This window comes from Phenylobacterium sp. (assembly GCF_030679875.1).
Taxonomy (GTDB): domain Bacteria; phylum Pseudomonadota; class Alphaproteobacteria; order Caulobacterales; family Caulobacteraceae; genus Phenylobacterium.
In genome coordinates, this window is record NZ_JAUXSP010000003.1 from 14,615 (window position 1) to 26,802 (window position 12,188).

Annotated in this window: 13 protein-coding genes; 3 read left to right on the forward strand and 10 right to left on the reverse strand. The window is 67.3% G+C overall.

What is annotated here, in order from left to right; translation table 11 throughout:
* Positions 1-11: 11 nt before the first annotated feature.
* The 6 genes from rpoD to Q8K84_RS01935 form a co-directional block, all read right to left on the reverse strand.
* Positions 12-1,943 (reverse strand): RNA polymerase sigma factor RpoD, encoded by a 1,932-nt coding sequence (gene rpoD, locus Q8K84_RS01910; RefSeq protein WP_305280072.1) that lies wholly within the window; start codon positions 1,941-1,943, stop codon positions 12-14.
* Between the two features lie 99 nt (positions 1,944-2,042).
* Complete coding sequence (gene dnaG, locus Q8K84_RS01915; RefSeq protein WP_305280444.1) at positions 2,043-3,923, reverse strand: DNA primase; 1,881 nt, start codon at positions 3,921-3,923, stop codon at positions 2,043-2,045.
* Positions 3,924-3,961: 38 nt separating this feature from the next.
* Complete coding sequence (gene sigJ / locus Q8K84_RS01920; RefSeq protein ID WP_305280075.1) at positions 3,962-4,840, reverse strand: RNA polymerase sigma factor SigJ; 879 nt, start codon at positions 4,838-4,840, stop codon at positions 3,962-3,964.
* Positions 4,840-5,391, reverse strand: a complete 552-nt coding sequence (locus tag Q8K84_RS01925; protein WP_305280077.1) for a hypothetical protein — start codon at positions 5,389-5,391, stop codon at positions 4,840-4,842. Before Q8K84_RS01925 ends, sigJ begins: the two co-directional genes overlap by 1 nt.
* Positions 5,392-5,715 (reverse strand): hypothetical protein, encoded by a 324-nt coding sequence (locus Q8K84_RS01930; protein WP_305280080.1) that lies wholly within the window; start codon positions 5,713-5,715, stop codon positions 5,392-5,394.
* A gap of 134 nt (positions 5,716-5,849) precedes the next feature.
* The gene (locus tag Q8K84_RS01935) at positions 5,850-6,545 is read right to left on the reverse strand and encodes an HAD family hydrolase (RefSeq protein ID WP_305280082.1); all 696 of its coding nucleotides are present in this window, start codon (positions 6,543-6,545) and stop codon (positions 5,850-5,852) included.
* Positions 6,546-6,726: 181 nt separating this feature from the next.
* Here Q8K84_RS01935 and Q8K84_RS01940 point away from each other — a divergent pair, with 181 nt between their 5' ends.
* A complete protein-coding gene (locus Q8K84_RS01940; RefSeq protein ID WP_305280084.1) occupies positions 6,727-7,854 on the forward strand; it encodes a response regulator in 1,128 nt (375 codons plus the stop codon).
* 3 nt (positions 7,855-7,857) lie between these two features.
* Here Q8K84_RS01940 and Q8K84_RS01945 read toward each other — a convergent pair whose 3' ends face one another.
* Entirely contained in the window at positions 7,858-8,298 is a 441-nt protein-coding gene (locus tag Q8K84_RS01945) for a DUF1330 domain-containing protein (protein WP_305280088.1), read from the reverse strand.
* A 181-nt stretch (positions 8,299-8,479) separates the two neighbouring features.
* Between Q8K84_RS01945 and carA the strand changes: the two genes are divergently transcribed.
* Positions 8,480-9,649, forward strand: coding sequence for a glutamine-hydrolyzing carbamoyl-phosphate synthase small subunit (carA, locus tag Q8K84_RS01950; protein ID WP_305280090.1), 1,170 nt, complete (start codon positions 8,480-8,482; stop codon positions 9,647-9,649).
* Positions 9,650-9,653: 4 nt separating this feature from the next.
* Here carA and Q8K84_RS01955 read toward each other — a convergent pair whose 3' ends face one another.
* The 3 genes from Q8K84_RS01955 to Q8K84_RS01965 form a co-directional block, all read right to left on the reverse strand.
* Positions 9,654-10,382, reverse strand: coding sequence for an anti-sigma factor domain-containing protein (locus Q8K84_RS01955; RefSeq protein WP_305280093.1), 729 nt, complete (start codon positions 10,380-10,382; stop codon positions 9,654-9,656).
* Positions 10,379-10,930: a sigma-70 family RNA polymerase sigma factor gene (locus Q8K84_RS01960; RefSeq protein ID WP_305280095.1), complete on the reverse strand. Its 552-nt coding sequence runs from the start codon at positions 10,928-10,930 to the stop codon at positions 10,379-10,381. Before Q8K84_RS01960 ends, Q8K84_RS01955 begins: the two co-directional genes overlap by 4 nt.
* 122 nt (positions 10,931-11,052) lie before the next feature.
* Positions 11,053-11,457 (reverse strand): cupin domain-containing protein, encoded by a 405-nt coding sequence (locus Q8K84_RS01965; protein WP_305280098.1) that lies wholly within the window; start codon positions 11,455-11,457, stop codon positions 11,053-11,055.
* A gap of 324 nt (positions 11,458-11,781) precedes the next feature.
* Here Q8K84_RS01965 and Q8K84_RS01970 point away from each other — a divergent pair, with 324 nt between their 5' ends.
* On the forward strand, positions 11,782-11,988 hold the full coding sequence (locus Q8K84_RS01970; protein WP_305280101.1) for a cold-shock protein: 207 nt from the start codon (positions 11,782-11,784) through the stop codon (positions 11,986-11,988).
* Positions 11,989-12,188 lie beyond the last annotated feature (200 nt).

Consider the following 12,188-nt stretch of genomic DNA (forward strand, 5'->3'; position numbering starts at 1 on the left):
GTCTTGAGGTCTTAGCTGTCGAGGAAGCTGCGCAGCTTTCGCGACCGCGAGGGGTGCTTGAGCTTGCGAAGCGCCTTGGCCTCGATCTGGCGGATCCGTTCGCGGGTGACGCTGAACTGCTGTCCAACCTCTTCCAGGGTGTGGTCGGTGTTCATGCCGATGCCGAACCGCATGCGCAGAACCCGCTCTTCCCGCGGGGTCAGCGAGGCGAGCACCCGCGTGGTGGTCTCCCGCAGGTTCGACTGAATGGCCGCATCGATGGGCAGGATCGCGTTCTTGTCTTCGATGAAGTCGCCCAGATGGCTGTCTTCCTCGTCGCCGATCGGGGTCTCGAGGCTGATCGGCTCCTTGGCGATCTTCAGGACCTTGCGGACCTTTTCCAGCGGCATGGCCAGCTTCTCGGCCAGTTCCTCCGGGGTCGGCTCGCGGCCGATCTCGTGCAGCATCTGGCGCGAGGTACGGACGATCTTGTTGATCGTCTCGATCATGTGCACCGGGATGCGGATGGTCCGGGCCTGGTCGGCGATCGAGCGGGTGATCGCCTGCCGGATCCACCAGGTGGCGTAGGTGGAGAACTTGTAGCCGCGGCGGTACTCGAACTTATCGACCGCCTTCATCAGGCCGATATTGCCCTCCTGGATCAGGTCCAGGAACTGCAGGCCGCGGTTGGTGTATTTTTTGGCGATGGAGATCACGAGGCGCAGATTGGCCTCGACCATTTCCTTCTTGGCCTGACGGGCCTCGCGTTCGCCCTTCTGAACCGTCTGGACGATGCGGCGATAGTCGTCGATGGCCACGCCGGTCTCGGTGGCCAGCGCGGCGACCTCGGTGCGGATATCGTTGATCTGCCCGGCGTCGTTCTCGGCGAACTTGGTCCAGCGGACCCCCAGTTCCTTGACCTTGTCCGACCAGTTGGGATCGAGCTCGGCGCCGAAATAGGCCTTCAGGAACTCCAACCGGCTGATGCCGTAGGAATCGGCCAGACGCAGCAGGCGGCCTTCCAGCCCCATCAGGCGCTTGTTGATCGCATAGAGCTGCTCAACCAGGGCCTCGATGCGGTTGTTGTTGAGCTTCAGCGTCTTCAGGTGCTGGACGATGACCATGGTCGCGGCCTCGAAGGCCTTGCGGTCGGCGTCGCCCAGGTCTTCACCGGCCAGCTTCTTGGCGACCAGCTTTTCCTGCAGTCGACGGAAGGCGTCGAACTCAGAGGCGATGGCGTCGAGGGTCTCCATGACCCCGTCCCGCAGCTCGGCCTCCATGGCGCTGATGGTGGGGCCGGCGCCGTCGTCGAAATCGTCGTCGTCGTCGTCGCCCTCGCCTTCGGCCTTGGCCTCCCCAGGCGCAGGCTCGCCGGGGGGCTTGACCTCGGCGGTCTCCTCCTCGGTCCCGGTATTCTGGCCGCCATAGGTCTGTTCAAGGTCGATGACCTCGCGCAGCAGGATGCGGCCCGAGGCCAGCTCCTCGCGCCAGACCATGATGGCTTCGAAGGTCAGCGCGCTCTCGCACAGACCGCGGATCATGGTGTCGCGGCCGGCCTCAATGCGCTTGGCGATGGCGATCTCGCCTTCGCGCGACAACAGCTCCACCGACCCCATCTCGCGCAGATACATGCGCACGGGGTCATCGGTGCGGTCATAGGCCGGCTCTTTCGTCGTCTCGACGACGGCGGTTTCCTCGCGGACCGCAACCTCGCCGCCCTCGGCGTCCTCTTCGGCCTCGACGACGTTGACGCCCATCTCCGAAAGCATGGCGAGCGTGTCTTCGATCGCCTCGGAGGTCACCTCCTCGGACGGCAGGACCTTATTCAGCTCGTCCATCGTGACGTAGCCGCGGGTCTTGGCCTGCTTGATGAACTTCTTGACCGCGGCGTCCGTCAGGTCGAGCAGCGGACCATCGCTGGTCTGGGCTTCGGTCGTTTCCGCTTCGGCCGTATTGGTGCTCATCGAATTCTCCGGTTCGGTCCGTCGCCTCATGCAAGGAACGGGCCGATTATGACTAACAGGGGCCGGAACGGCCGTATCAAGTACGACCCGAAACCGGCTTCAATCGTTCCACTCTCTGGTCGCGCGTCTGAGTGCGTCACGTTCCCCCTTGAGTCGCTCGAAGGCTTCCATGTCCGAACGTCCCCGAAGGTTTCCCTTCGAGGCGTCGAGCGCCTTGTCGAGCGACGCCAGCCGTGAGAGGCGGGCGAAGGCTTGCGACCACTGCGAATTCGCGGCTTCGAGGGAGACATCCTGTTTCAAAAAGGGCGCGCCCGATTTCGCGGCGGCCCGGTCGATGTCTGTCAGCAGCGTATTAAACCCGCATAATGCGAGATGGCGCGTCAGGGTCGCTGAGTCAAGGTGGTCGGACTCCAGCCGCAGGCGAATGATTTCCTTCACCAATTCGCAAAGCGCCGGCTCACCGAAGCCATCGGTGGCGAAGGCGTCCTCCAGATGGGTGTCGAGAACGGCCGGATATGCCAGCGCAAAGGCGGCCAGGGCGGCCGGCGTCGCCTCCAGCCCGGTGGCCAGTTGGCCCGCTGCGGCCTTGCCCCGGGCGGTGGGCGGCTGCGGGGTTTCCCAGGCGCCTGGGCCCTTCCAGCGTCCCTGCCGCGCGCCGGAGGGGCGCCATGGCGGGCGGGCGCCTGGTCCGGCGTCAGCCTTGCGGAAGATGCCGTCATAGCGCTCCAGCAAGTCCTGCCGGTAAGCCTGCTGAAGATCAGCGTCGGCGATGGACGCCGCGGCCTGCCGCAGTCGCCCCTTCAAGCCGGCCCGCCGCTCCGGAGTGTCCAGGGGCTCCAGATCACGTTCGCGGTCGAACAGGGCCTGGACGAAGGGCGTGGTGTTGGCCAGCTGCTGGCGCAGGGCGACGGCCCCCTGCTCGCGCAGCACGTCGTCGGGATCCTTGCCCCCCTCCACCAGGGAGAACTGGAAGCTTTTGCCGGGCTTGAGGATCGGCAGGGCGCGGTCCATGGCCCGGGAGGCGGCCTGCTGACCGGCCCGGTCGCCGTCGAAACAGAGAGTCGGCTCAGGATGCAGCCGCCAGAGCATCTCCATCTGCTCCTCCGTCAGCGCTGTGCCCATGGGCGCCACGGCCGCCACCCCGGCCCGATGACAGGCGATGGCGTCCATATAGCCCTCGACCACCACCAGCGCCGGGCTCTCGCCGGAGGGCGCGGCGCCGAGGATCTTGCGCGCCTCGCCCATGCCATAGAGCACATGGCCCTTGTGGAAGACCGAGGTCTCCGGCCCGTTCAGGTACTTGGCGCGAGCCTTGGGATCCATGGCCCGGCCGCCAAACGAGACGATGCGGCCTCGCCCGTCGGCGATGGGGAACATGATGCGGTCGCGGAACCGGTCATAGGGCGCCCCGCCGTCCTCCGGCGCGATCAGCAGGCCGGCCTCCACCAGCTCGCCAGGCCGAGCGCCCTTGGCCACCAGATAGTCCTTCAGCGCGGTGCGGCCGCCCGGCGCGTAGCCGATGCCAAACCGCGCCCATTCCGTCTCCGGCAGGCCGCGGCCTTCCAGATAGTCCCGGGCGTCCCGGCCGACCGGCCGGCGCAGCTCGGCCTGGAACCAGGCCCCGGCCTGCTCCAACCACTCGGCCAGGCCCTGGCGCACCCGGTCGCGCTCGGCCGACTGGGGATCGGGGGCCGGCATGGGCACGCCCGCCTCGGCGGCCAGCCGCTCGACCGCCTCCATGAAGGTCAGCCGCTCGGTCTCCTGCAGGAAGGTGATCAGGTCGCCGTTCTTGCCGGACGAGAAATCGAAGAACTGGCCCTTGTCGTCGTTGACGAAGAAGGACGGACTGCGTTCCTTGGTGAAGGGGGAGAGCCCCACGAACTCCCGGCCCTGCTTGCGCAGCTTCACCGTGCGCCCGATCACGTCGGAGGGGCGCAGGCGGGCCTTGATCTCGTCGAGGAAGCGTTCGTCGATCTTCACCCCCGACATATGCGCCAGGGTCCAGCCTCCGTCACCCTTCAGCGGCTGAGGTGCGCCAGCTTTTCGGGATTGCGGGTGATATAAATGGCGGCAAGCCGCCCTGCCTCGTCAGGTTGGAACGCGATGGTCATGGGGCCATCATCCGGCTCCAGGACGAGACCCGGAAGGCCGTTGATGCGGACGGCACGGTAGCTCAGCGACCCCTCGGTCGAAATGGGCCAGGCGCGGCCTCGCCAGGCCAGCCCCTGGATCATCGCGACAATGTCCGCCGCGCCCACGAGCGGTCGTAGGGCGGCGCTGCGCTTTCCGCCGCCATCCGTGATCATCACGGCGTCCTCGGCCAGGAGACCGCGCAGGCCGGCTATGTCGCCCCGTTCCGCAGCCCCCATGAAGGCGCTGGCGAGACGCGTGGCGGCGGCCTGGTCGACGGCGAAGCGCGGCTTCGCCGCCTTCAGATGCGCCTGCGCCCGGCTCGCCAGCTGGCGCACCGCCGCCTCACTGCGGCCGAGCGCTCGGGCGACGGCCGCGTAGTCTTCGTCAAATACCCCGTGCAGCAGGAAGACCGCCCGCTCCAGCGGCGACAGGCGCTCCAGCGCCAGGAGGAAGGCCACCGAGACGTCCTCGGCTCGCTCAAGGGGATCTTCGTTCAGGTCTTCGATCAGCGGCTCAGGTAGCCAGGGGCCACGATAGGCCTCGCGGCGCACCTTGGCCGCCCGCAGGCGGTCAATGCAGAGCCGGCTCGTCGTGCGCACCAACCAGGCGGCGGGGTCCTCGACCTTGCCCCCGGTCTGGCTCCAGCGGATCCAGGCGTCCTGCACCACGTCCTCCGCCTCGGTCACCGAGCCCAGCATACGGTAGGCGAGCCGCTGGAGCCGCGGACGCGCCGCCTCGAAGGCGGCGAGATCGGAGGTCGTCATTACAGGTCGCCCCCCCTCGGCGTCAGGACCAGCGGTTCGCCGCTGACGACCACCTGCGTGCAAGTCCTTCCGTATCCGAGCGCATATTTCAGCGTCGGATAGAGCCTGGCGGCGGTCAGAGAGAGCGCAATGGCGGCGAGGCCGCGCTCTCCCCACTGGCGCACAATGTCGTCCCGATGACGGTCAGCCGCTTCGAGGTCTCGATCCAAGGTCGCCCGCGCAAACCGCCAGGCGATCGCCGCCTCCTCTCCCATGGCCTCCAGATTCCCGTCGAGAATGGCGCGGAGCATATCTGGCGCCAGCCCTGCGGCCACGGCCCTGTCGACAACGATCTGGACACAGGGGCCGCAATCCTCGGAGAGGGTGGCGACGATTTCCGCCGCCGCTACGGCGCCAAGCGGCGCGGCGCGCCTTGGCGCCATTCCGCTCACCAGACTGAACTTCAGGACACTCACAGGATTGGCCGCCAGCAACCGACGTAGGTAGCTCGCATCATAGGACCAGGCCTGCTCGAAACGGTCGAGCTGCCGTGCCAGAATTGCCTTCAGCATTCAGGCCTCCCTCGCCGCGCGCAGGCCAAGCCCGACCGTCAGGAGCGCCGGCAGGAACACACCGGGAAGGTCGCGGGCGAGATCGCCAAGGCTGGCGCGGCCGCAGATGGTGTCCAACAGATGTATGCCTGCATGCAGGCTCAGGAACCCTCCGGCGGCCAGTAGGGCCGGCCAAGCCTTGCTTGGTTTCCAGACAGAGACCGCCAGCGCGACGGCGCAAACCAGATAGGCCGCGCCGATGTCGCGCACGAAGTGGCCATTGAATGGCCCAGTCTTCACAACCCCGGGCACAGCCTCATACCAATCGAAGGGCGCTCCCAGCATAAAGAGCCCGTTCGCCCCGAGGCCCAGACCCAAAAAGCCCCCCAAGATCCTTTCCCATCGTCGCAACATCCCGCGCCTCCCTCATGATGTGACAAGGACGCGCGGCGGCCGTCGTGTGTGACACGGGAGGGCCTTCAGCTCACCTTTTCCAGCCAGGCCGGCAGCTCCGAAATGCTGGCCAGTTCCGCGAACCGGGGATGGCCCTTGGGGGTCTCGGCCATCTCATGGGCCCAGGTCACGGGATAGGGGACGTGGGCGGCCCAGGCGCCGGCCTCCAGGGCCGGCAGCACGTCTGAGCGCAGGGAGTTGCCCACCATCGCGCCCTGGGCGGCCCCGGTCCCGTAGCGGGCGAACACCCGCTCATAGGTCGAGGCGTCCTTCTCACTGACGATCTCGACGGCCACGAACAGGTCGCCCAGACCCGAGGCGGCCAGCTTCTGTTCCTGGTGCAGCAGGTCGCCCTTGGTGATCAGCACCAGGCGATAGCGCTCCGACAGGAGGGCCAAGGCGTCATCCACCCCGGGCAGCGGCTCCACCGGCTCGGTCAGCATGGCCCGACCGGCCGCCAGGATCTCGCGCACGATATGCGGCGGCGCCTCGCCGCCGGTCAGCTCCATGGCGGTCTCGATCATCGAGAGAGTGAAGCCCTTCACCCCATAGCCATAGAGCCGCAGGTTGCGATGCTCGACCTCCGCCAGGCGGGCGCCCAGGGTGTCGGTGTCGGCTATGTCGGACAACAGATCGAACAGCCTCGCCTGGGTCAGGCGGAAGATGGTCTCGTTGTGCCAAAGGGTGTCGTCGGCGTCCAAGCCAAGGGTGGTGATGGTCATGGACGCCTCATAGTCCCGAAGCAGCGATTTGCGAACAGAGCCTCAGGCTTCGGCGCCCACAGGATTGTGACGCCCACAGGTTGCACAATCGCCCAGACGTCCGGTTTGTGACGCGCCTGGCAGGACTTTCGCAACACCTGTGGGGTCCATTTCCTGCACCTCAGGGGTGTTGGAGTAGCGTATGTCAGGGGTGGGGGTCGGCGCGGTCGGGCGCGCCGTGGTCCGGGCGCTGGATCGGTGGATCGGCGGCGGGGCGCTGACGAAGCGCGAGGCGGAAGGCGAGGCCGCCGAGGCCCGGCTGAAAGCGGCCATCGACGCCTTCCCGGAGGGCGTCGTCTTCCTGGACGCCGAGGGACGCTACATCCTCTGGAACCAGCGCTACGCCGAAATCTATCATCGTTCTGCAGACCTGTTCGCCTCCGGACGGCGGCTGTCTGAGACCCTGCGGATCGGAGTCGCCCGGGGCGACTATCCCGAAGCGGCTGGCCGCGAGGAAGCCTGGCTCGCCGAGCGCCTCGCCAAGATGGCGCAACCCTCCGGCGAACGGCTTGAGCAGCGACTGTCGGATGGCCGATGGCTGATGATCGAAGATCGCCGCACCGCCGATGGCGGGCTGATCGGCCTGCGGGTGGACATCACCGAAATGAAGCGCCAGTCCGATGAGCTGGCCCAGGCCCTGCTGCGGGAGGCCGCCGCCAGTCGGGCCAAGAGCGAGTTTCTCGCCGATATGAGCCATGAATTCCGCACCCCGCTAAATGGCGTCATGGGCCTGGCCCAGGCTCTGGAGGCCACGCCCCTGAATGAGCCGCAACGGGCGATCCTGGCCGAGCTGTTCGCCTCCGGCGCCCGCCTGGAGAGCCTTGTCGCAGGGCTGTTGCAATACGAGCTGGGCCCCACCCCTGCCCCCCGCGCCTCCGCGCAGGCGGTCAGCGCCGAGGCCGGACTGCGGGTGCTGCTCGCCGACGACAATCCGACCAACCGGCGGGTGGTCGAGCTGATGCTTCACGCCGCCGACGTCGAGGTTGTCAGCGTGGAGAATGGCGCAGAAGCCGTCGCCGCCCTGGGCGAAAGCGCTTTTGATTTGGTGCTGATGGATCTGCGCATGCCGGTCATGGATGGCTTCGAGGCCATCCGGGCGATCCGGGCCGCCGAGGCCCCTGGCCAGCGCCTGCCGATCATCGTCGTCTCGGCCAATGCCGGGCCTGAGGATCGGGACGCCAGCGCGCAGGCCGGCGCGGACCGCCACATCGCCAAGCCCATCCGCGCTGAGAACCTGTTTGGCGCGATCAGCGAGGTGCTGGGCGACTAGGTCCTATTCCCCGAAGCCTTCCCCAGGCTCGGCCGGCGCCATGCGGATCAGCCGGGAATCAGCCACCCCGGCGGTGCGGTGCGCGACCAGGCCCTGGTACTCCGGATCGCGGACCATGGAGATGAAGGCTTCGGCATGGGGATAGGCGGCGATGAAGGCCAGGTCCCAGGCCTCGTCCTGCGGGCCCGTCAGGGTCACCTGCGGCGCCCCCACCCAGACCTGCGATCCCCCCAGGCGCTTGAAGATGTGGGCGGTGGTTCGGCCATAGGCCTGGTAGGCCTGCAGCCCGGTCAGACCCTTGCCGTGGTCAGGGTGACCGACCGGATATTCGGCTATAGGACGCAGGCGAACGAGGTTCAGCATGTGGATGGGCTGGTCCCGAGGCAGCGACTTGAACGCCCCCCAGGCCTCGCGGTCCGGATCGATATGGCCTGGCCTCGACATGCATCCCCCTTGCGCTCGGTCGCCTTATAGGTCGAAAGCCTAGTTTGAAGCGCCGGCGGGGTCACCTTGCATTGACCCGGGCGGTGGGACTGGAGTACCTACGCCGCCGTTTGCACGGCGGGCGGGGTTCACCCTCGCCCGCCTTTTTGCGACCATAGCCCGCCCCTAATAGGAGTCCCCCATGACGAGCCAACTTCTCTCCGGCGCGACCGGCGTGCTCGCCCTGGCCGACGGGACCATCCTGCAGGGGATCGGCGTTGGAGCCATCGGCGACGCGGTGGGCGAGGTCTGCTTCAACACCGCCATGACCGGCTATCAGGAAATTCTCACCGACCCTTCCTACATGGCGCAGATCATCGCCTTCACCTTCCCTCACGTGGGCAATGTCGGGACCAATCTTGAGGACGTCGAGCAGATGTCCGGCGCGGCCGAAACCTCGGCCCGGGGCGCGATCTTTCGCGACGTTCCGACGGCGCCGGCCAACTGGCGGGCCAATTCGGACCTGGCCAGCTGGATGGCCCGTCGCGGGGTCATTGGTCTGGCCGGCGTCGACACCCGGGCCCTGACCCGCCGCATCCGCGAGCGCGGCATGCCCCACGCCGTGATCGCGCATGATCCCCAGGGCCGATTCGACCTGGAGGCCCTGGTGGCCAAGGCGCGCCAATGGAATGGCCTGGTCGGCCTGGACCTGGCCAAGGACGCGTCCTGCCTGCAGCCCTTCGTCTATGGGGAAGGCCTGTGGACATGGCCCGAGGGCTATGCCCAGCCGGCGCCCGAGCCGAAGTTCGAAGTCGTGGTCATGGACTACGGGGTCAAGCGCAACATCCTGCGCGCCCTGACCAGCGTCGGCGCGCGGGCCACCGTCGTGCCCGCTTCCACCTCCGCTGAGGACGTCCTGGCCCGCAAGCCTCAGGGAATTCTGTTGTCCAACGGCCCGGGCGACCCCTCGGCCACCGGCGCCTACGCCGTGCCGGAAATCCGCAAACTGGTGGACAGCGGCGTGCCGGTGTTCGGCATCTGCCTCGGTCACCAGATGCTGTCCCTGGCGCTCGGCGCCCGCACCGTGAAGATGGACCAGGGCCACCATGGCGCCAACCATCCGGTCAAGGATCTGACCACCGGCAAGGTGGAGATCGTCTCGATGAACCATGGCTTCACCGTCGATCGCGACAGCCTGCCCGCCCCGGTGGTGGAGACGCACGTCTCCCTGTTCGACGGGACCAATGCCGGCATCGCCCTGAAGGATCGCCCGGTCTTTTCGGTCCAGCATCATCCGGAGGCCTCGCCTGGCCCCACGGACTCCCTCTACCTGTTTGACCGCTTCGCCAGCATGATGGACGAGGCCGGCTGAGGGCTCAGATCTGGCCCAGGGCGCCGATGGCGGCCACCGGTCCGCTGGGGCCGGCCTGAGTCGAGCCGCCCAGCGGCTCCACCGAGACGGCGATCTCTGTGCCCTCATGGGCCAGGTCGGAGATTGAGGCGTCCAGGGGAACGGTCTTGGCCGTCCCCGGCTCCACCATGCCCAGCGAGCGCGGCACCCCATCCTCCGGCGGGATCAGCCAGACTTGGTGCACATGCAGCGGATCTGTTCCCGGCGGCACCAGGGAGGTGATGATCAGCGCCTGGCGAACCGGATCATAGGAGGCCACGAACAGGGGCTGTCCGCCCTCGGTGTTCAGGCTGGCGTTCAGCATCGGCATGACCGCAGGCGCCTGGGCCGGAATGACCACCGGCGGGCGATTGCCGAGATAGACCGCCACCATCAGGCTGGCGGCCGCCAGGCCCATGGCCCCCACCGTAGCGCTCCGCCAGAAGGCCAGGCGCCGCGCCAGTTGGGGGTTGTTGTCATTGACGGGCAAGGCGCGCTCGATCCGCGGCCAGACCTCATTGGAAGGCTGGACCGGCGCGACCTCGGCGGCCAGCGGCGCGATCCGCCGCCGCCAGTCATCCACGGCCTGCGCGAAGGCGGGCTCGCTGGCCATCCGGCGCTCGGCCTGCGCACGCTCAGACGCCGTCAGTACGCCCAGGGCGTGTTCAGCCGCCAGCCCTTCGGTTTCGGTCAGTTCAAGACCCGTATCGCTCATGGCTCCAGGCACCCTTTCAGCTTCATCAGCCCCCGCCGAATCCAGCTCTTAACCGTGCCAAGCGGCGTATCGAGCCGCTGCGCCAGGGCCTCATAGGTCACACCCTCGAAGAAGGCGGTGCGGATCGCCGTTTCGGTGCGGTCGTCCAGTTCGGCCAGGCAGCGCTGCAGGGCGCCCACCTGTTCAGCCGATTCCAGCAGGGCCGTGGCGCTGGGCGCCTCGTCGGCGATTTCCATATCGTCGATCTGGTCCGCGCGGGCCAGGGGGCCACGGGCGCGCAGGCGATCGATCGCGCGGTTGCGGGCGATGGTCGAAATCCACGTCATGACGCTCGCCCGGGCCGGGTCGAACCGGTCGGCGCGGCGCCAGATGGTGACATAGACCTCCTGCAATACGTCCTCACTCTCATCCTTGTCGGAGAGGATACGCAGGCAGACGCCAAATAGCTTCGAGGAGGTGGCCTGGTAAAGTTGTCGCAGGGCCTCGCGATCGCCAACGGCGACCCGGGACATCAAGGCGGAGAGGTCGTCGGCGGTGACAGCGGGCACGGCGTCTCTTCGAAATGAAGGCAGCAGAATCTGCCGGACATCAACCTGCCGGGGGAGCCGGGCGGGAGCAAGGCTCTATCGGCGCCGCATCCCGGCTTCGGCTGGCCTTTCGGCCCGATATCTCAGAGGTCGGCTGGGGCCTGTTCGATCAGAAGGATCTCGACGGGCTCGACGCCGATGGCCTTGCCCGTGTGCCACTGCCCCGCCGCCTCCACGGCGAACTCGCCGGCCTCGACGTCCTGGCGATCGCCGGTGACCAGGTTGGACACCTGCAGCCGGCCGGATTTCACATAGATATAGCGCAAGGCCGTTCGGGCGTTGTCGGGCACGCTCTCTCCGGGCGCCAGGGTCGCCTGGACGACCGTCATGCGGACCTTGTCGCCCTGACCAGGCTCGTCATCCTGCGGCAGGGCGAGGCTGAGGGGCGAGGTCTGGACGGCGTCCATGGCCCGGGGCGGGCTGGGCGCGGCGAAGGCCAGTCCGGGCAAGGTCGCCGCCAGCAGACCGATAAGGGTTAATTTTCTCATAATGGTCCTCCCGCATGACCCCGTAGCACGCAGCGGGCCAGCCCAGCTATTCCTAACTGGCGAGGGCATGATCGCGTTGCAGGAGAAATTTTGGCGGGCCAGGCGCCCCGAATCGGGACGCCGGAAGGCTCGCAAAAGCCCGTGATTCGACTTGCGATCGATCCGAAACTCGGCCAGATTTTTGAGGTCAATCTCGCTAGGGCACGGTCGACTTTTCCAGCCTATTTCCCGGCCCGGACACGCTCAGCCACCCCCCTTCCGACCTTGATCCCCCGCATGAAACTGTGTGCGGGCGGCTGACCTATCCAAGGACTGATACCTTCCATGTCTACCGGCACCGTAAAGTGGTTCAACGGCCAGAAGGGCTTCGGCTTCATCACCCCCGATGAGGGCGGCCCCGACGTTTTCGTTCACATCTCCGCCGTTGAGCGCGCCGGCCTGCGCACGCTCAACGAAGGCGACAAGATCACCTTCGAGTTGGAGCGCGACCGCCGCAGCGGCAAGATGGCCGCGACCAACCTGCAGGTCTGATCCCGCGGGCCCGACGGCCTCATGCAAGAACCTTCCAGAAGGCCGGCGCTCCAGCGCCGGCCTTCTTTGGTTTGGGGACCGTCCCGTACAGCAAGCGAGCCCCGTTAACCCCCGCGGTGAAGGCGGCGCTTGCACGCTCCCGACTCCCTCTCTAAACGGGCGACTTAACCTGCATTCTGACCGGTGTCGGGCGCGCTGAT